This window comes from Kocuria sp. UBA1838, assembly GCF_002338785.1.
GTDB lineage: Bacteria > Actinomycetota > Actinomycetes > Actinomycetales > Micrococcaceae > Kocuria > Kocuria marina.
This window is the reverse complement of record NZ_DDIY01000019.1, coordinates 22,964-41,746: the sequence shown is the minus strand read 5'-3', so window position 1 is coordinate 41,746 and position 18,783 is coordinate 22,964. Positions and strand designations below refer to the sequence as shown.

At 67.8% G+C, this 18,783-nt stretch carries 21 protein-coding genes, 1 tRNA gene and 1 riboswitch; of the genes, 5 read left to right on the top strand and 17 right to left on the bottom strand.

Annotated elements, in window-relative coordinates; translation table 11 throughout:
- Positions 1-70: 70 nt before the first annotated feature.
- The 13 genes from B3I25_RS11890 to rpsB form a co-directional block, all read right to left on the bottom strand.
- Positions 71-727 carry a methionine ABC transporter permease gene (locus B3I25_RS11890; RefSeq protein ID WP_035963525.1) on the bottom strand — a complete coding sequence of 219 codons (657 nt, stop codon included), beginning with the start codon at positions 725-727 and terminating at the stop codon, positions 71-73.
- Positions 727-1,779, bottom strand: coding sequence for a methionine ABC transporter ATP-binding protein (locus B3I25_RS11885; protein WP_064845974.1), 1,053 nt, complete (start codon positions 1,777-1,779; stop codon positions 727-729). Before B3I25_RS11885 ends, B3I25_RS11890 begins: the two co-directional genes overlap by 1 nt.
- Positions 1,776-2,660, bottom strand: a complete 885-nt coding sequence (locus tag B3I25_RS11880; RefSeq protein ID WP_286739367.1) for a MetQ/NlpA family ABC transporter substrate-binding protein — start codon at positions 2,658-2,660, stop codon at positions 1,776-1,778. The genes B3I25_RS11885 and B3I25_RS11880 overlap by 4 nt, the downstream gene beginning before the upstream one ends.
- 96 nt (positions 2,661-2,756) lie before the next feature.
- Positions 2,757-2,871: riboswitch (SAM riboswitch) on the bottom strand.
- Between the two features lie 53 nt (positions 2,872-2,924).
- Positions 2,925-4,184 (bottom strand): 1-deoxy-D-xylulose-5-phosphate reductoisomerase, encoded by a 1,260-nt coding sequence (gene dxr / locus B3I25_RS11875; RefSeq protein ID WP_064845975.1) that lies wholly within the window; start codon positions 4,182-4,184, stop codon positions 2,925-2,927.
- 162 nt (positions 4,185-4,346) lie between these two features.
- On the bottom strand, positions 4,347-4,610 hold the full coding sequence (locus B3I25_RS11870) for a GlsB/YeaQ/YmgE family stress response membrane protein (RefSeq protein ID WP_035963529.1): 264 nt from the start codon (positions 4,608-4,610) through the stop codon (positions 4,347-4,349).
- Between the two features lie 161 nt (positions 4,611-4,771).
- Entirely contained in the window at positions 4,772-6,412 is a 1,641-nt protein-coding gene (locus B3I25_RS11865) for a solute symporter family protein (RefSeq protein ID WP_064845976.1), read from the bottom strand.
- Positions 6,409-6,798: a DUF485 domain-containing protein gene (locus tag B3I25_RS11860; protein WP_193519692.1), complete on the bottom strand. Its 390-nt coding sequence runs from the start codon at positions 6,796-6,798 to the stop codon at positions 6,409-6,411. The genes B3I25_RS11865 and B3I25_RS11860 overlap by 4 nt, the downstream gene beginning before the upstream one ends.
- Positions 6,799-6,959: 161 nt before the next feature.
- Positions 6,960-7,703, bottom strand: a complete 744-nt coding sequence (locus tag B3I25_RS11855) for a DivIVA domain-containing protein (RefSeq protein ID WP_286739363.1) — start codon at positions 7,701-7,703, stop codon at positions 6,960-6,962.
- 85 nt (positions 7,704-7,788) lie between these two features.
- The gene (locus tag B3I25_RS11850; protein ID WP_064845979.1) at positions 7,789-8,763 is read right to left on the bottom strand and encodes a phosphatidate cytidylyltransferase; all 975 of its coding nucleotides are present in this window, start codon (positions 8,761-8,763) and stop codon (positions 7,789-7,791) included.
- Positions 8,763-9,320 (bottom strand): ribosome recycling factor, encoded by a 558-nt coding sequence (frr, locus tag B3I25_RS11845; protein ID WP_035963538.1) that lies wholly within the window; start codon positions 9,318-9,320, stop codon positions 8,763-8,765. Before frr ends, B3I25_RS11850 begins: the two co-directional genes overlap by 1 nt.
- Before the next feature lie 119 nt (positions 9,321-9,439).
- Positions 9,440-10,216 carry a UMP kinase gene (pyrH, locus tag B3I25_RS11840; RefSeq protein ID WP_064845980.1) on the bottom strand — a complete coding sequence of 259 codons (777 nt, stop codon included), beginning with the start codon at positions 10,214-10,216 and terminating at the stop codon, positions 9,440-9,442.
- Positions 10,217-10,416: 200 nt separating this feature from the next.
- Entirely contained in the window at positions 10,417-11,247 is an 831-nt protein-coding gene (gene tsf, locus B3I25_RS11835) for a translation elongation factor Ts (protein WP_286739360.1), read from the bottom strand.
- A 114-nt stretch (positions 11,248-11,361) separates the two neighbouring features.
- Positions 11,362-12,219 (bottom strand): 30S ribosomal protein S2, encoded by an 858-nt coding sequence (gene rpsB, locus B3I25_RS11830; RefSeq protein ID WP_286739358.1) that lies wholly within the window; start codon positions 12,217-12,219, stop codon positions 11,362-11,364.
- Between the two features lie 367 nt (positions 12,220-12,586).
- On the opposite strand from rpsB, the gene B3I25_RS11825 reads away from it, so the two are divergent.
- Positions 12,587-13,204 (top strand): M23 family metallopeptidase, encoded by a 618-nt coding sequence (locus B3I25_RS11825; protein WP_349676544.1) that lies wholly within the window; start codon positions 12,587-12,589, stop codon positions 13,202-13,204.
- 30 nt (positions 13,205-13,234) lie between these two features.
- Here B3I25_RS11825 and B3I25_RS11820 read toward each other — a convergent pair.
- The 4 genes from B3I25_RS11820 to B3I25_RS11805 all read right to left on the bottom strand — a co-directional run bounded on the left by B3I25_RS11820 (position 13,235) and on the right by B3I25_RS11805 (position 16,655).
- A tRNA-Ile gene (locus B3I25_RS11820) sits at positions 13,235-13,308 on the bottom strand.
- 69 nt (positions 13,309-13,377) lie between these two features.
- Positions 13,378-14,532: a glycosyltransferase gene (locus tag B3I25_RS11815; protein ID WP_286739353.1), complete on the bottom strand. Its 1,155-nt coding sequence runs from the start codon at positions 14,530-14,532 to the stop codon at positions 13,378-13,380.
- A 21-nt stretch (positions 14,533-14,553) separates the two neighbouring features.
- A complete protein-coding gene (locus B3I25_RS11810; protein ID WP_286739352.1) occupies positions 14,554-15,504 on the bottom strand; it encodes a DMT family transporter in 951 nt (316 codons plus the stop codon).
- Between the two features lie 239 nt (positions 15,505-15,743).
- A complete protein-coding gene (locus tag B3I25_RS11805) occupies positions 15,744-16,655 on the bottom strand; it encodes a phage holin family protein (RefSeq protein WP_082943366.1) in 912 nt (303 codons plus the stop codon).
- Between the two features lie 241 nt (positions 16,656-16,896).
- On the opposite strand from B3I25_RS11805, the gene B3I25_RS11800 reads away from it, so the two are divergent.
- The 4 genes from B3I25_RS11800 (at position 16,897) to B3I25_RS11785 (ending at position 18,584) form a co-directional block, all read left to right on the top strand.
- Positions 16,897-17,190: a hypothetical protein gene (locus B3I25_RS11800; RefSeq protein ID WP_064846729.1), complete on the top strand. Its 294-nt coding sequence runs from the start codon at positions 16,897-16,899 to the stop codon at positions 17,188-17,190.
- On the top strand, positions 17,187-17,582 hold the full coding sequence (locus B3I25_RS11795) for a M20/M25/M40 family metallo-hydrolase (RefSeq protein WP_064846730.1): 396 nt from the start codon (positions 17,187-17,189) through the stop codon (positions 17,580-17,582). The genes B3I25_RS11800 and B3I25_RS11795 overlap by 4 nt, the downstream gene beginning before the upstream one ends.
- A 90-nt stretch (positions 17,583-17,672) precedes the next feature.
- On the top strand, positions 17,673-18,287 hold the full coding sequence (locus B3I25_RS11790) for a hypothetical protein (protein ID WP_286739349.1): 615 nt from the start codon (positions 17,673-17,675) through the stop codon (positions 18,285-18,287).
- Positions 18,288-18,332: 45 nt separating this feature from the next.
- Positions 18,333-18,584 (top strand): hypothetical protein, encoded by a 252-nt coding sequence (locus tag B3I25_RS11785; RefSeq protein WP_286739347.1) that lies wholly within the window; start codon positions 18,333-18,335, stop codon positions 18,582-18,584.
- The last annotated feature ends 199 nt before the right edge of the window (positions 18,585-18,783 follow it).

Genomic DNA, 18,783 nt, shown 5'->3' with positions numbered 1-18,783 from the left:
TGCGCCAAACACGACGCCGCCCCCGGAATGTTCCGGGGGCGGCGTCGCCATGGTACGGGGCGCGTGAGCGTCAGCGGCGCATGATCCTGCGCGCGAGCCAGTTGCCGAAGAACTGTACGAGCTGGACCAGGATGATGATCACGATCACCGCGGCCCACGTGACCTGGTCGTTGAAGCGTTGGTAGCCCAGGCGCAACGCGAAGTCACCCAGACCGCCGGCACCGATCGCACCGGCCATCGCGGACATGTCCGTGATGCCGATGACCAGGAACGTGTACCCCAGCACGAGCGGGCCGAGCGCCTCCGGAAGGATCACCGTGGTGATGATCTTCCAGCGCGAGACCCCCATGGACCGCGCGGCCTCGATCACCCCAGGATCCACCGTCATGAGGTTCTGCTCCACGATGCGGGCCACCGCGAACGTAGCGCCGATGGTCATGGTGAAGATCGCGGCGTTGGGGCCCAGGCGCGTGCCCACGACCGATTCCGTGACCTGACCCAGGGCGGCCAGCAGGATGATGAACGGGATGGGACGCACGAAGTTCACCAGGAGGTTCAGCGCGGTGAACAGTGGACCGTTCTCCAGGATGCTGCCCCGCCGGGTCACGTAGAGCCCCATGCCCACGGCCAGGCCGATGAGCCCGGCCAGCACGAGGGTCACGGAGACCATATACAGCGTCTGCCCGGTTGCGTCCAACAACTGCGGGCCCAGAGCAGACCACTCCATCACTCACTCACCTCCCGCACCGTGGTGACGGCGCGCAGACTCTCGACGGCGCGGTCCACGGACTCGTCCGAACCGGTCAGGGACAGCGTGAGCGTTCCGAAGGACTGTGACTGCAGGATGGAGATCCCCCCGAAGGCAATGTTGAAGCTGACACCGTCACGGGCGGCGTCCGAGAGCACGTCCCCGATCCGGTTCTGGTCGGTGACGTCCACCAGCACGAGCCGCCCGGGGTGTTCCCGGCGCAGCTTCTCGATCTCGTCCGCGCGCGGCACGGTGCGCGTGACCGAGGAGACGAACTTGCGCGTGGTCTGCGCCCGCGGGTGGGCGAAGACCTCCGCGGTGGTCCCGGTCTCCACCACCCGACCGCTGTCCATCACGGCCACGCGGTCCGCGGTGGCCCGCACCACGTCCATCTCGTGGGTGATCAACACGATGGTGATCCCCAGCTCACGGTTGACGCGCTTGAGCAGACCCAGGACCTCCTGGGTGGTCTCCGGGTCCAACGCCGAGGTGGACTCGTCCGCGAGCAGCAGTTCGGGATTGCTCGCGAGCGCGCGGGCGATCCCCACGCGCTGCTTCTGACCACCCGAGAGCTGCTCGGGGTAGTTCCCGGCGCGCTCGGTCAAGCCCACGAACTCCAACAGTTCCGCGACCCGCGCCTTGCGTTCCTCGGGCTTCCACCCGGCACGCTTGAGCGGGTACTCGATGTTGCCCGCCACGGTGCGTGACGTGAACAGGTTGAACTGCTGGAAGATCATCCCGATCTTGCGGCGGATGGGCGCCAGCTGGGACTCGCTGCGCCCGTCCACACGGTTACCGGCGACCTCGAGCGTCCCGGACGAGATCGGTTCCAGGCCGTTGATCAGCCGCACGAGGGTGGACTTGCCCGCCCCCGAGTAGCCGATCACCGCGAAGATCTCACCGCGGCGGATGTCCAGGTCCACGGAGTCCACCGCGGTCACGGTGCGCGGGCGGCGTTTGGACCCCGTGACGAAGACCTTGCTCACGTCCCGGAAGCTGACCAGGGTGTCCGCCGTGGCGGACGGGCTCACTTGGTCTGCTCCTTGAGGTCCTGCGAGTAGCGGGCCAGCAAGTCCTTGAGCTCCTGCTGGTCCACCTTGGTGGGCACCGCGGTGCCCTTGGTCTCGGTCTTCTCGGCGTCCTGGACCTTGTCGTCGTAGTAGAAGCTCGCGACCTTCTTCAGGGTCTCGTTGTCCGCGTTCGCCTCGGTCGCGGCGAAGAGGTTGTCGTACACCTTGGCACTGTCCGCGGTGGGATCGTCCTGAGCCAGCGCGGACTCGGGATCGATGTTGGCGCGGTCCAGGAAGTCGTTGTTGACCACGGAGGCGGCCACGGAGTCCATGGACAGCACGGTCTGCTCGGCGGAGACCGGGCGGACCGTGACCTTGGACTTGGCGGTGTCGATGTCCTGCTCGGTGGGGGCGATCGTGTCCTTGGTGAACTCCACGAGACCCTGCTGGTGCAAGAGGTTCAGGGCGCGGGACAGGTTGATCGAGTCGTTCGGCACGGCGATCTCGTCACCCTGCTTGAAGTCACCCACGGATTTCACGCTCTTGGAGTACAGCCCCAGCGGGAAGATGGACGTGGAGCCCACGGGAGTGATGGTGTCCCCGGAGTTGTTGTTGTAATCGGCGAGGTACGCGATGTGCTGGAACCAGTTCATGTCGATGTCACCGCTCTTCAGAGCGGGGTTCGGCTGGCTGTAGTCACTGAAGTCCACGTACTCGACCGTGATGTCGTTGTCCGCGGCGACCTGCTTTAACGCGTCCTGCACGGGGGTCGAGCCCACGATCCCGACGGTGATCTTGCCGTCCGCGGCCGGGTCCGAGTTGTCGGAGCCGCCGCCGCACGCGGTGAGGGTGAGGCCCAGGGTGGTGGCCAACACGACGGGAATCAAACGCTTGGTTCGCATGATCATGCCTTTCCAGGGGTCTGTGACGGGGACTCGCGGGGCGAACAGTCCCCCCTGGATGAGGGCACACGGGACGGGCACGTGCTGATTTCCGGGGAACCGCACTTGCCGTGATCTGTTGCAACCGCGACCGGATGGTCATCTGGGGCACCCCGCTACGGGAGAGGGTTGCCGTCCGGCCAGCCAGAGCTACGCGCCGGATCTCGTCATCCACTCGGAATTTTAGCACGGCCCTGCCATGGGCCGGCGACCGCCGGAAGGGCCCTATGCCATCCCGGCGATACGTTCGTCCGCGCGGGCCCGGGCCCACTCCTCCGCCCCCAGGACGTCCTCGAGGGTGGGCCGCGTGACGCCGTCGTGATCCTCCAGCACACGCTCGACCATGTCCACGATCTGCATGAAGCCGAGCGCCCCGCGGTGGAACGCGTGCACGGCCTGCTCGTTGGCGGCGTTGAACACCGCGGGCCACGTCCCGCCGCGCGAACCCGCGTGCTTCATGAGCTCCACGGCGGGGAACGCCTGCGAATCGAGCGGTTCGAACGTCCACTGTGCGGCCCGGGTCCAGTCGCACCCCGCGGCGGCGCCGGTCACGCGGTGGGGCCAGCCGATTCCGAGCGCGATGGGCAGGCGCATGTCCGGCGGGGACGCCTGCGCCAGGGTGGATCCGTCCACGAACTCCACCATGGAGTGCACGACCGATTGCGGATGCACCGTGACGTCGATCCGGTCCAGGGGGACGTCGAACAGTAGGCTCGCCTCGAGCACCTCCAGTGCCTTGTTGACCATGGTCGCGGAGTTCGTGGTGACCATGACCCCCATGTCCCACGTGGGGTGCTGCAGGGCCTGTTCGGGTGTCACGCGCGTGAGCTGCTCGCGCGTCATGCCGCGGAACGGTCCGCCGGACGCCGTGAGCACGAGCCGGCGCACCTCGGAGGCCGTCCCGGAGCGCAGGGCCTGGGCGATCGCCGAGTGTTCGGAGTCCACGGGGATCAGCGCGTCCTGGAGGCCCGTGTCCGCCGCGGCGCGCAACACGAGCGGACCGCCCGCGATCAGGGACTCCTTGTTCGCGAGCGCCACCCGCCGACCCGCTCCCAGCGCCGCCAGGGTGGGTGCGAGCCCGATGCTCCCGGTGATCCCGTTCAGCACGAGGTCCGAACCCTCCCACTGCGCGATCCGGGTTGCAGCGTCCGGCCCATACAGGACCTCGGGTGCCGCCGACGACGCCGCGCGTGACCGGTCCGCAATCAGCTCACGCAACCGGGTGGCGTCGTCCGCCGTACCGCTCGTGCCCACCGCACGGACACCGAACGTCACGGCCTGCTGCGCGAGCAGCTCGAGGTGACCCGCGCCCGCGGCGAGCGCCACGACCTCGAAGGGCTCGTGGGTGGCATCCGAGACGGGCCGGCGCAGCCCCGCGGCCTCGGACACGACGTCGAGCGCCTGCGTCCCGATGGATCCCGTGGACCCCAGGATCACGAGGCGCCGGGGGGCCTGCCGGGTGGCGGAGTCGAGATCGGGGGTCATGCCGGTGGAGGAAGTCATGACCCCAGTATCGCGTGAGCGCCGCACCCCGCACGCACGGCACCGAGCACACGACTCCGGACGCACGACACGGGAGATACGACAAGGGCGCCACCCGGAGGTGACGCCCTTGTGCGGATGGCCCGTTCAGGACCCGCGGATGATTCAGCGACGGCGGCCGACGACGGCGCCGTAGATGAGCAGCACGATGATCGCGCCGATCACGGACGTGATGATCGTGCCGATGCTGAAGCTGTTGATCCCGTCGCTCAGGCCGGGGATGAAGCTACCCAGCCAACCGCCCAGGAAGGCCCCCACGATGCCGAGGATGATGGTGACGATGATCCCGCCACCCTGCTTGCCCGGAAGGATCAGCTTGGCGAGCGCGCCGGCGATCAGACCGAGGATGATCCAGCTAATGATGCCCATTTCTCCACCTCTGGTTCTCGTTGTGCGCGTTTGCGGTGTTCCGCAACCGCATGTGGTCAGCGAACTGGTTCACAGTGTAGTACCAGACATCAACGCTACACGGGCCGCCGCGTCCGGATGAAACCGGACACGGCGGCCGTGTCAAGGGGCGGTGAACCAGGTCAGTGCGAGACGGCCTTCTCCGCTCCCACTCCCGTGAGGGAACGCACTTCCATCTCGGACTGCTTGCGCGGGTCCTCCGGCCGGCGCTCGCTGAGCGAGCCCAGGAAACCGAGCAGGAAGGACGCCGGGATCGAGATGATGCCGGGGTTGGACAGCGGGTAGAACGCGAAGTCCGCGCCGGGGATCATGGAGGTCTCCGATCCGGACATCACCGGGGAGAAGATAATGAGCACCACGGAGATGATCAGCCCGCCGTACATGGACAATACCGCGCCGCGCGTGGTGAAGCGCTTCCAGTAGAGCGAGTAGAGGATGGTGGGCAGATTGGCGGAGGCCGCCACCGCGAAGGCGAGGGCCACGAGGAACGCCACGTTTTGACCCTGCGCGCCAATGCCGCCGGCGACCGAGATCAGGCCGATGACCACCACGGTGGTCTTGGCCACGCGCAGTTCCTGACGCGGGTCCGAGGTGCCCTTCTTGATCACGGACGTGTAGATGTCGTGTGCGAAGGACGCGGAGGCCGTGATGGCCAGACCGGCGACCACGGCGAGGATCGTGGCGAACGCGACCGCCGCAATCAGACCCATGAGGATGGACCCGCCGAGTTCGTACGCGAGCAACGGAGCCGCCGAGTTCACACCACCAGGCGCGCCCTTGATCCGGTCCGCACCGATCAGCGCGGCCGCACCGAACCCGAGCACCAGGGTGAAGAGGTAGAACAGGCCGATCAGAGTGATCGCCCAAACCACGGACTTGCGGGCCTCCTTGGCGGTGGGCACCGTATAGAAGCGCATGAGCACGTGCGGCAGGCCGGCGGCGCCCAGGACGAGGGCCAGACCCAGCGAGATGAAGTCCAGCTTGGAGATCTCGCTCACGCCGTACTTCAGTCCGGGATCGAGCATCGCGGGGTTGTTGTTCGTCTCCACGGCCGCGCCGAGCATGGTCGAGAAATTGAACCCGAACAAGACCAGGATCCACACGGTCATCACGGCGACGCCGGATACGAGCAGGCACGCCTTGATGATTTGCACCCATGTGGTGCCCTTCATGCCGCCCACGAGCACGTAGACGATCATGATGACGCCCACGATCACGATCACCAGGGACTGCCCGGCCCGGGAGCCGATCCCCAGCAGCAGGGACACCAGGGCCCCCGCCCCGGCCATTTGCGCCAGGAGGTAGAAGAACGTCACGGCCAGGGTGGAGATGGACGCCGCGACCCGCACGGGCCTCTGCCGCAATCGGAACGACAGCACGTCCGCCATGGTGAACTTGCCGGTGTTGCGCAGCGGCTCGGCGATCAGTAGCAGGGCCACGAGCCACGCGACGAAGAAGCCGATCGAGTACAGGAACCCGTCGTAGCCCTGCAGGGCGATCGCGCCCACGATGCCCAGGAACGACGCCGCGGAGAGGTAGTCACCCGCGATGGCCAGACCGTTCTGGGTCCCGGAGAACGAGCGCCCACCCGCGTAGTAGTCCGCGGCCGTGGCGGTGGACTTGGACGCCCGGATCACGACCACGAGCGTCACGAGCACGAACGCCAGGAAGATCGAGATATTGATCGCGGGGTTGCCCACGGTGGACGTGGCGGTCTCCGCCAGGTGCACCGCGGGTGTCGAGAGGGCGGGGACGGCGATCATGGCCGGGCCTCCTGGTGGTCGCCGGCCCGGTGGCCGGAAGTGGATTCGAGGTCCTCACGCAACGCGGTGGCCTGCGGATCGAGCTTGCGGTTGGCGAAGCTCACGTACGCGGCGGTGATCCCGAATGTGGTGACGAACTGCAGCAGACCCAGGATCAGACCCAGGTTGACGTTGCCCACGACCCGCGTGGACATGAAGCCCGGCGCGTAGATGGCGAGGACCACGTAGAGCAGGTACCAGACCAGGAACGCGATGGCCAGGGGGAAGACGAAGGATCGGTGGGTCGAGCGCAGCCGTTGGAACTCGTGCGAACGCTGGACCGCGGGGAAGTCGATGCCCTGGGTTGCCGTGGAACCGTTGGGGTCGACAGGGGGCGTGGACGCCATGTGTGCCTCCTTGCGTGATGGTCATCACAGTACGCACTGTGTATCCAATGACACAAGACATGCCCGTCACAACGTCGAAAAACCCCTGAAATTCGCGGTTTGGTTAGCCCACCTTACAATTTTAATCGATCTGTGTATACATTCAGCGTCATGGCGCGCCGCTACGGCCGCATGGCCAGGACGAACTCCACGGCCCGGTCCAGGAACGCGTCCACCTGTTGTTCCTCGTAGCTGCGCTGACCCTGGGCGGATCGAAAGACCGCCGTCCTCACGAGCCGCGGGTCCACCTCGGGTTCACCGCGCAACGCGTCCATGAGCCGGTCGCACAGCACGTCCACGTCCGCCGCCGCGTAACCCAGCGTGCGGTGCGAACTCGGCCGGCGGAAGCGTTCACCGTGCGGGCGGTTGAGCCGCCCCAGCAACAGCCCGGCCAACAGCTCCAGGTGCTCCTCCCAGCGCCGGGCGCCGTGCTCGGCCACGAACGCGGCCTTCTCCCGCGCGAACAGCTCGTCCTCCACGGCGTCCAGGTGGGCGTCCACCGCTCCGGGGTCGTAACCGCCCTTGACGCGGTCGAACACGCGCTCGCGCACCTGCCGGCTGCCCAGCCGACGACGCCGCTGCGCCGCCTCCGCGCTCTCGGGTTCACGGTCCGCGTCGGTCGCCCCGGCGGTGTCCGCGGACGCAGCAGAGTCCTCGGCGGTGACGGGGTCCGTGACATCGGCCGGGTCAACGACCGGCTCAGCGACCGTCCCGGGGCCCGCGACCGGGTCCGCGTGGCCACCGGGGGCGGGCGGCGTCGTCGTATGCATGACCGCGGCGAGGCGGTCCAAGAAGTCGTCCACCTGGGCGGGGTCGTAACCCCAGGCCCGCTCGCCGAGGCGATCGAAACGTTGCTGAGTAGTCATACCCGCCCTTCCGCGGCCGGGACGCAACCCGCGAGGGGCGGCGTCCGTGCGTCCCGGGCGCGCGGGCGGTCGGCCCGCGACCGCGTCACCCCAGGACGGTGAACAGTTCGAAGATCACGTAGCCGGTGATCACGGCGAAGACGATGGAGTCGATGCGATCCATCACTCCGCCGTGACCAGGCAGCAGGGTCCCCATGTCCTTGATCCCGATCTCCCGCTTGATCATGGACTCGGAGAAGTCGCCCACGGTGGCCACGACGACGATCGCGACCGCCAGGACCGCGCCCTGCCACCACGGCATCTCCACGAGGAAAAGCGCGCACAGTACGCCCACGACCACGGCACCGCCCACGGATCCGGCGAAACCCTCCCACGACTTCTTGGGAGAGATCTTGCGGGCCATGGGGTGTTTGCCCCATACGACCCCCACCGCGTAGCCGAAGGTATCGGAGCTGACGGCCAGCAGGATGATCGTGAGGACCTTGTGGGGGCCGTCCGGGGAGTGGTAGAGCAGCACCGCCGTACTCAGCAGGAACGAGGCCCACACGAGCGCGAACACCGAGCCCATGATGGACAGCATCATCCCCTGCTTGGGCCCGAAGGCCCGCCACACCACCACGAGCGTCACGGCGAGGACGAGCGCCATGGACAGCGCCTCCGCCCCGCCGAAGAATGCCGCGAGCGGCATGAGCACCGCCGCGATCACCGCGGGGACCTGCGGGATCTGCACGCCCTTGTAGGTCAGTGACCGCGCGATCTCCCACACCCCGATACCCGCCGCGGTCCCGGCCAGCAGGGCCAGTACGAGCGGGACGAAGAACAGTCCCGTGACGAGCGCGCCGATGAGCACGACGGCCACGGCCACGGCGGCCGGGAGGTTACGGCCCGCCCGCGAGGGGGCCTTGTGCTCGGTGCTGCGCTGTAAGGGGCGGGTGAGGACCTGCCGCAGCGAGCCCGTGGTGACCAGGGGGTCGTGCGCCCGCCCCTGCTCCCCCGCCGGGGCGGGAGACGGCTGGCGGGTGTCGCGGTGCGGGGAGCCGGGGGAATCAGCCGATGCCATCAGGCGCCGAGCAGTTCGGCTTCCTTGTTCTTAAGCAGATCGTCGATCTGGTCGATGTGTTTCTTGGTCGCAGCGTCCAGGTCCTTCTCGCCGCGCTTGCCGTCGTCCTCGCCGACCTCACCGTCCTTGACGAGCTTCTCGATGGCCTCCTTAGCGTGGCGGCGCACGTTGCGCACGGACACCCGGCCCTCTTCCGCCTTGTTCGAGACAATCTTCACGTACTCCTTGCGGCGCTCCTCGGTGAGCTCGGGCATGACCACGCGAATCACGTTGCCGTCGTTGGCGGGGTTCGCGCCGATATCCGAGTCCCGCAGGGCCTTCTCGATGTCGTTGAGAGCGCTGCGGTCGTAGGGGGTGATCAGCAGGGTGCGGGCCTCGGGGGTCTGGAACGACGCGAGCTGCTGCAGCGGGGTGGGCGTGCCGTAGTACTCCACGAGCAGGCTCGAGAACAGCGCCGGGTTGGCCCGGCCGGTACGAACCGTGGAGAAGTCCGTCTTGGCGGCGTCCACCGCCTTACCCATCTTGGTCGTGGCATCCGAGAGGACATCTGAAATCACGGGTGTTTCTCCTTATGAGCTGGCCGGCCGGCGGTACTGACGCCGGTGGCGACGGTTCGTTCTCCCCACTCTAACGGGCAGGGGGTGGCTGGTCGCGCGATGCGACGGCCCGCGAGACCTTACGGGGTGACCAGGGTCCCGATCTCCTCGCCCAGCACCGCGCGGGTCACGTTGCCCGCGCCCTCCATGCCGAACACGCGCATGGTCACGTTGTTGTCGCGGCACAGCGCGAACGCGGTCTGGTCCATCACGCGGATGTCCCGCGCGATTGCCTGGTCGTATGTGAGGCTCGCGAGACGCTGCGCGTCCGGGTCCTTACGCGGGTCCGCGGTGTAGACGCCGTCCACACCGTTCTTGGCCATGAGGACCTCGCTCGCGTGCACCTCCAGGGCGCGCTGCGCGGCCACGGTGTCCGTGGAGAAGTAGGGCAGGCCCGCACCCGCACCGAAGATCACCACGCGGTCCTTCTCCATGTGGCGGATCGCACGGCGGGGGATGTAGGTCTCCGCGACCTGCTCCATCTTGATGGCGGACTGCACGCGCGTGTCCACGCCGCACTGCTCCAGGAAGTCCTGCAGCGCCAGGCAGTTCATCACGGTGCCCAGCATGCCCATGTAGTCGGCGCGCGAACGGTCCATCCCGGCCTGGGAGAGCTCCGCGCCGCGGAAGAAGTTGCCGCCACCGACCACCACGGAGGTCTCCACGCGGCCCACGGTCGCGGCGATCTGTTCGGCGATCTCACGCACCACCGAGGTGTCCACGCCCACGCTGCCGCCACCGAAGACCTCGCCCGAGAGCTTGAGCAGGACCCTGCGACGTGCCGGTTCGGTGCGCCGCAGCTGCCGGTCCCCGCCGAGGGCCTCGTCCTGGGGTTCCGATTCGATGATGCTGGGCATGGATCCTCCCGGGGGCCGATTCGTGGTCATGAGGCGGCCCGCCCGTGGCAGACCGCCCTCCAGCATACAGAAGCGGCGGGGCACCCCCGGTCCCCCAGTGGTGCCCCGCCGCTTCAGTGCGGGACGCGCGACGGTCTCCCGTCGAGACGTCGCTGTGGGCCTCACGTGCTCGGCGCACGCGGGACCCCGCGAACGGGTGCTCAGGCCCCCACGCGGAACCGCGCGAACGCGGTGGCGGTGGCGCCGGCCTCGGACAGCACCTGGCCCACGGACTTCTTGGCGTCCTTGGCGAAGTCCTGGTCCACGAGCACAACGTCCTTGTAGTAGCCCTTCAGGCGACCCTGGACGATGTTCGGGATGATCTTCTCGGGCTTGCCCTCGTTGCGAGCGGTTTCCTCCGCGACGCGCTTCTCGTTCTCCACGGTCTCCGCGGGGACGTCCTCCTCGGAGAGGAAGGACGGGGACATCGCGGCGATGTGCACGGCAACGTCGTGCGCGGCGGTCTCGGCGTCAGCACCGGACACGGCCAGCAGGACACCCACCTGGGCGGGCAGGTCCTTGGAGGTCTTGTGCAGGTACACGGCCACGTGGTCACCGGCCACACGGGCCACACGACGCACGACGACCTTCTCGCCCAGCAGCGCACCGGTCTCGGTCACGATATCGGAGATGGTCTTGCCGTCCACCTGGGCGGCCAGCAGGGACTCGAGGTCCGCGGCGTCGGAGGCCACGGCGGCGTCGAGCACCTTGTTGCCGAACTCCACGAACGGGGCGGACTTGGCCACGAAGTCGGTCTCGGAGTTGACCTCGACCATGTAGCCCACGTTGTTCTCGGTGCGGGCCACAATGATGCCCTCGGCGGTCGAGCGACCCTCGCGCTTGGTCACACCCTTGAGGCCCTTGACGCGGATGATCTCCTGGGCCTTCTGGGCGTCACCGTCGGCCTCATCCAGGGCCTTCTTGACGTCCAGCATCCCGGCACCCGTGCGCTCGCGCAGGGCCTTGATGTCGGCAGCGGTGTAGTTCGCCATGTGAACTCCTCTGTTGTCGGTTCGTCCGTGCCGGACGCCTCAGGACGCCCGGCACGGTTCCGGTCACCACGATGGGTCACCGGGAAGAATGGAAGGTGAACTCGCTCACCGGCCTTACTCGGCGGCGGGGGCGTCCTTCTGCTCGCTCTCGGCGGGCTGCTCGGCGGCGGGCGCGGCCTGCTCGGCCGGGGCCGCCTGCTCGGCGGTCTGCTCCTTGTGCTGTTCCAGCAGCTCGCGCTCCCACTCGGCCATGGGCTCCTCGACGGCGTTGGACTTGCCGTTGTTGCGCTCCATGAGGCCCTCGGCCACGGCGTCGGCGATCACGCGGGTGAGCAGTGAGACGGAGCGGATGGAATCGTCGTTACCCGGGATCGGGAACGCGACCTCGTCCGGATCGCAGTTGGTGTCGAGGATCGCGACGATCGGCACGCCGAGCTTCTGCGCCTCGTCCACCGCGAGGTGTTCCTTCTTGGTGTCCACGATCCAGACCAGGGACGGGGTCTTGGTGAGGTTGCGGATGCCGCCGAGCGTGCGCTCCAGCTTCTCCTTCTCGCGGCGCAGCAGCAGCAATTCCTTCTTGGTGTACTGCGAGCCGGCGACGTCGTCGAAGTCGACCTCTTCCAGTTCCTTCATGCGGTCGATCCGCTTGGAGACCGTCTGGAAGTTGGTGAGCATGCCACCGAGCCAACGGTGGTTCACGTAGGGCATGCCCACGCGGGTCGCCTGCTCGGCGATCGCTTCCTGCGCCTGCTTCTTGGTGCCGACGAAGAGGATGGTGCCGCCGTGGGCCACGGTCGACTTGACGGCCTCGTAGGCCTTGTCGATGAAGCCCAGCGACTGCTGCAGGTCGATGATGTAGATGCCGTTGCGCTCGGTGAAGATGAAGCGCTTCATCTTCGGGTTCCAGCGACGGGTCTGGTGGCCGAAGTGGACGCCGTTGTCGAGCATCTGGCGCATGGTAACGACAGGCATGTCGTCTCCTCATGAATAATGGACGGCCCGCGGGCCGTCTCGGTGTTTACGGTTGTCGACCGGCCGTGCCGGTCCCTGGCGCGATTCGTGAGTCCTACTCGTGGAGCAGGCTCCCGTGGTTCCATACCGCGACCACCCGGTAACCGGGGCCTCGGACCGAGGACCACGCACCCGGGCGGACCGTGTCCGCCGTGGGTTCCCTCGCGCGCGAAGTCAGCCATCCCGCATTGGCGCGCACCCGCGAGCGGGCACGGCGAACCAATGGCAGAGTGACTGCACCCTGTAGGATACAGCATCGCGCGGCGTCCTCGCTCCACATCGGAGCGCCTCCCCGCCCCTTCGGACCGAGCTGCCGCACGCTGTCGTCATGTGTTCCTCCGGTCACGACGACGCCGCCCCGCCCATTCCTCGTCACCCACCCGTTCCAACGGTCCCACCCATTCCCGTGCACCCGCCGTTTCCCGCACGCCCGCCCGGACGGTCCCCGCACCACGCCGTGTACTGCGCTGTGATGGCCGCGGTCCTCGCGCTTGGCTCGCTGCTGACCCACCCCGCGGCGTGGGCCTCTCCCGACTGGGCCTGGCCCGTGTCCCCGCGCCCGTCGGTGAGCCGGCATTTCGAGGCTCCCGCACAGAAGTGGCTGCCCGGCCACCGGGGTGTGGATCTACACGCTCCCCCGGGCACACCCATACGTGCACCGCAGGACGGGGTCGTGAGTTTCGTGGATGTCGTCGTGGACCGGGAGGTCCTCACGGTGGACCATGGCGAGGGGCACAAGTCCTCATTCGAGCCGGTGTCCTCGTCCGTGCGAGTGGGTGACCGGGTGACCCGGGGGCAGGTGATCGCCAACGTGGCCACTCTCGGCCACGGCCCGGGCGGGGATGCGGTGCACTGGGGTGTGCGGGAGAACGGGGAGTACGTGAACCCGTTGCAATTCGTGGCGGACCTGCGGCCGTCGGTGTTGTTGCCGGTCCCCGGTGAGTGAGACCACAGTGAGCCGGCGTGGCATGTCTTGTAGGGCGGGTGGGGCTTGAACCCACGACCAAAGGATTATGAGTCCTCTGCTCTGACCAGCTGAGCTACCGCCCCCTGTGCGACCGCGAACGGATGTCGAGGTCGCCGCCCTACGCTACCGCATGCGCGGCGTCGCAGGGCCCGTCACGACTCCGCGCCGGTGTAGAGCCGCTCGAACGTATCCAGTGTCTTGGCGAAGGAGTGGCGGGACACCATGTCCCGGCTGCGCTCGCCCATGGCCCGCCGCTGTTCGGGCGGGGCATCGAGGACCAGTTGCAGCTTGGTCGCGAGGTCCCCGGAATTGCCCGGGGAGAAGAGGTACCCGTTGCGCCCCTCGTCCGCGAGGTGGGGCAGCGCGCGGGCGTTGGCGAGCACCACGGGGGTCGAGGCGCTCATGGCCTCCAGCGTCACGAGGGACTGCAGTTCCGCTGTCCCGGGCTGGCAGAACACGTCCGCGCGGAGGTAGGCCGTGCGTAGCTGCTCGTCCGTGAGGAACCCCAGGAAGTGGACCCGGTCCGCGACACCGTGTTCGTGTGCGAGTTTCACGAGCCGGTCCAGCTGTTCCCCCTCCCCCACGATCTCGGCGTGGACGTTCTTCTCCCGCGGGATCAGGGCCACGGCCTCGATGAGTTCGTCCACGTTCTTCTCCACGGCCAGGCGTCCGCAGAACAGTACGATCGGGTGGTCCGGGTGCTCGATCTGCTCCCCCGCGGCGGCTTCGTAGTCACCGGCCTGGATCCCGTTGGACACCGCGATCGCCCGATCGGGGACACCGTTGTCGACCATGGTGCGCACCGCGAGCGGCGTGGGTGCGGTGATGACGTCGCAACGGCCGTACACGCGGGCGATGTCCCACCACGAGACCTTGCGGTAGCCGCGCACGAACCACTGCGGGAACGGCAGGAACGGCTCGATGTTCTCGGGGATGAAGTGATTGGTCCCCACGACCCGGACACCACGGCGCACGGCCTCACGGACCACGAGTCGGCCCAGGATGTAGTGGCACTGGACGTGGACCACGTCCGGGCGGACGTCGTCGAACAACCGCGCGACCTCCCGCACGATCTCCCACGGGAAGCACAACCGGAAGTAGGGGTGGGTGAACGCGTGGTGGGAGCGGAACCGGTGCTCGGTCACCCCGGCGTCGTCCATGATCCGGGACGGGCCGCTCGTGGGCATGGGTGCTGCGACGTGGACCTCGTGACCCCGTTCCAGCATGCCGCGCGCGAGGCGGCGGGCGAACTGCGCGGAACCGTTGATGTCGGGCGGATAGGTCTCAGCGGTGATCAGTATTCTCAAGGCCTTGTGTTCCGTAGGGGATCAGCGATCGGTGGCGCGTTCGGTTCGTCGGGGTGTCGCCGTGTCTGCAACCGCCCCGCTGGTCACCGCGTCCTGCTGGGCGCGTGCGGCCGCCCGGCGTTGCAGGACCTCGGGGTGGTGTCGCGAGAGCACGACCACGCCGACTATAGCAACGAGACCCGCGAGCCCCATGGCCGTGCCGAGTGCCCCGGTGAAGGAGTCACCGGCCTCTCCCAGGACCACGAGACCCAGGGCCACACCCACCATGGGGTCCACCACGGTGAGCCCGGCGATCACGAGATCCGGTGGTCCGCACGAGTACGCGCACTGCACCATCCACCCGCCCAGCGCGGCGGCGACCACGATCATGAGCACGCTGGTCCACCGGATGTCCGCGAACCCGCTGGACGTGATGGTGGTGGCGGTCAACCGGACGAGCACGGCCACGAAGCCGTAGAGGAGCCCCGCTCCCAAGACGTAGAACATGCTGATCCGGTGCCGGCGCACGAATAGCTCGCACACACCGATGAGCACCACGAGGCCCACGAGCAGGGCGACCACCGTGTTCTCGGCACGCGTTCCGGGTACGTGGGTGGGATCCGTCCCGATCACGGCGCACACCACGAACGTGGCTCCACCCACGCTGCACAGGGCTACGGCGAGCCACGTGCGACGGTTGATGATCAGGTGGCGGTGCCGGGCGTGCAACAGCGTGGTGATGACGAGTGCGATCACCCCGATGGGCTGCACCACGGTCACGGTCGCAAGCGAGAGCGCCGCGACGTTCAGCACCGTTCCGAGGCCCAGCAGCGCGAGTCCGCTGAGCCAGCGTAGATTGCGCACGAGGGGCCACAGCCCCCGCGGCGTCAACGGTCCCTCGGTGTGCCCGGTGACCGCCACGGATTGCGTCTGCGTACCGAGCGCGAGGCACACCGCCGAGCTCAGTGCCAGAGCCACCGCGATCCACTGCATCACCGATTCATCACGTCCTCCGTCACGGTCTCATCGTAGAGCTCGGGGGCGCGGCGGGCCTGGGAGTTCACCGCATGTTCGCACCGGGGCACGAGGGATCCCATACCGCCGGATGAGACGCACCGGAGCCGGAGGAGTCGCGCACCCGAGTACGCCCCCGGACACGGTGGAGGCCGGGTCGCGACGATGGCGACCCGGCCTCCGGCACGGCTGGCGACTCACGCGAGCCGCGTACCCGGTTACTTCTTGAGCAGCTTGCGCAGGAACACCAGGAACGCGGACCCGGCGGCCACGGCGACCGCGAGGGGCTGCCAGCGCTCGCTCAGGACGTCCTGGGCGGACGTGGAACCGGCGGGACGGACCCCCTGGGAGCCACCCTTGGACGCGAAGGTCCGCTTGACCGTCTCCTGGGTCTCGGTGAACGTGCGCTGGGTGCGGCCCACGAAGCCCTGCGTGGCGGCCTGGACGGAATCGGCGCGGTTCTGGGCGTCGTCGCGCAGGCTCTTGAGGTGTTCGCGGCGCAGCTTGAGGCGGTGGCGCAACTGCTCCTCGGTGGGCTTGACGGGCTTGACCTGGTTGGGGTCGTTGGCCGCCTCTTCCTTCTCCCGCTGCTTCTTCTGCTCGGTCTCGTTCATCTCACGCTGGACACGGCCCTCATTGTACGCGGAGCCCTCCTTGACCACACCGAGGTCGTAGCGCAGCCCGAAGATGGCCTTCTTGGGCATTAGTGGCAACGCACTCTTGATCTTGGCGATCCCGATCAGCGCGAGCACGGCCAGGATGATGAGGAACAGCAGGGCGAGCAGTAGCGCGGCCAGCCACGCCGGCATCACGTGGGACAGGCCCGCGATGGCGGCACCGATCAAGGCGATGACGGCGAGGCCCAGGAACACGAGACCGACCACCGCGAGCGCGGCGCCCACGCCCACCTTGATGCCCTTCTCCTTGAGCTCCAGGAACGCGAGCTGGGCCTCATCTTTGAGCTGCTTGGGGAGCAATCGGGTGAAGACCTTGACGACGTCCGTGATGGACGCGGCACCCGGCTTCGTGGTGGTGCGAGTTCTTGCCCCGGACGTGTGTCCTGTGTGGCCGGATGAATGCCCGGTGCTGCCGGACGAGTGACCGCTGTTGGGGTCCACTGCATGGCTCATGCCGCCTCCGATGAGTACGTGGTGGTGCTGAACGGTTGATCTGATTTCAAAATACCATTCGGCCGCGCGCCCAGCGGGCAGGGACGGGCGCGACACCTCGGTCGTGACGAGGCTCGGACCTTGTCAACCACCGGGGGCTGTGGAAAACTGAAGGCGTTCATTGAAAGCAGATTCCTTTACATAAGTCAACATTGTAATCTCTTCAGAATCACGCATGATTCACAAAAGATCTTATTGTTGGGTGATTTCTTCGAGAGGGTTCACGGCCCCGCAGATCGAGGCTCCCGCGTCCGACGTCATCGACTGGCGCCGCCGCATCCACGCCCACCCGGAGCTGTCCTACAAGGAGCACGCGACATCCGACTTCGTGGTGGAGACACTCCCGAGCTTTGGCCTCTCCCCCGAGCGCCCCACCGAGACCTCGGTGACGGTACTGATCCAGGGCCGGGGGCCGGGTAGCACAGTGGCGTTGCGCGCGGACCTGGACGCCCTGCCTTTGCAGAGGAGACCGGGGACTCCTTCGCCTCCACGGTGAACGGTGTCATGCACGCGTGCGGTCATGACGGCCACACGGCCATGCTGCTGGGCACGGCCCGGGTGCTGGGCACGGCCCGGGTGCTGAGCGGCCTCACGGACAGTTTCGACGGCGCCGTCACGCTGATTTTCCAGCACGCAGAGGAGACTCCCCCGGGCGGCGCCAAGGAGCTCGTGGGTCAGGGCGTGCTCGAGGGCGGGGACGCGATCTTCGGGGTGCACATGGCGAACCAGGCCACCTGCACGATCTCCGTGCGCAAGGGTGTCACCTCCACAGTGGCGGGCGGCTTCTTCGCGACCATCAAGGGCCAGGGTTCCCGCGCTTCCATGCCGCAGAACTGTGCGGACCCGGTGCTGGTCGCCGCGCAGATCGGCTACGACGCCGCGGTGTAGGCCCTGGGCGAGGACAAAGTCTCCTGGGGCCCGGGCACGTCCGCCTCCGACGACTTCGCGTACTTCGCGCGGGAGGTCCCCGCGTGCTTCGTGTTCCTGGGCGGTGGCATGGCCGAGGACCGGCTGCCCTCCATGAACCACCACCCCAAGTTCGGCATCAGGGAAGAGGCCCTCGAGGCCGGCGTGCGCACGGAGGTGCAGATGGCCCTGAATGATCCACGTTCCACTCCCCCGTACGACGGACACCCGACCATGAATCTCACGAGCACCCAGAAAGGCATCTTCGTCACGCTCGTGCCGGCGGCGCCGGAGCTGCCGGGCGACGGCGCGGCGTCGTCCTCTGCCGCTGCAAGCACCGAGGAGGGTGCCAACTCGAGTGCGAAGAAGGACGTCTCGATCCTCGACGCCTGGAAGAATCGCAACTCCCTGGTGCTGGGGCTGTGCCTGCTGCTCAACAACCTGGTGGGCGTGGGGCTGCTGACGTGGCTCGCCACGATGTACTCGCAACAGTTCTGGATCACCCCTGCCGGGTGGCAGTACATGGTCGTGATCCTCGGTTACGGGCTCTCGCTGTGGGTCGCCACCTCCACCGGGCCCGGCGTAGTGAAGAAGTGGTTCGAGAACAACGAGAAGGTGTTCATGCTGATCATGTCCGTGATCGGCGCGGAGCTCATGATCGTGGCCGTGATCATCCCCAATCTGTGAGGCTCCGCGTTCGCGGCCATCAACACCGGGGCGTTCGTGGGCGGCATGACGCAGGGCGCGCTGATCGGCGCCGTCGTGGACGCCGGGGGGGGCACGACCGCGTTCGTGGTACTGGGTGCACTGCTCGTGCTCGGTGGTCTCGCTCCGTTCCTGCTCCGGGAACCCCGCACCCCGCTCGATCCGCAGGGTCCGCGCGCGGCGGGGCCCGATGCGGACGCCACGACACCCCCGGGCGAACCCCACGCGGGCGTGGACGCGGCCGCGGGCACCACGGGCCGACCCGACTCCCGGCGGTGAGCCCCGCCGGGAGAGGGCCCGTCAGGCCACGGTGGCAGCGACGCGACCGCTCGCCGTCGTGGCCTGTTCCGTGTCCAGGTGACCGTCCTGCATGCTCACGCATGCGTCCGCGAGGGGGACGAACTCGGTGTCGTGCGTGACCACGAGGGACGCCAGGCCGAAGGTGTGGGTCAGATCCGCGAGCAGTTCCATGACGCTG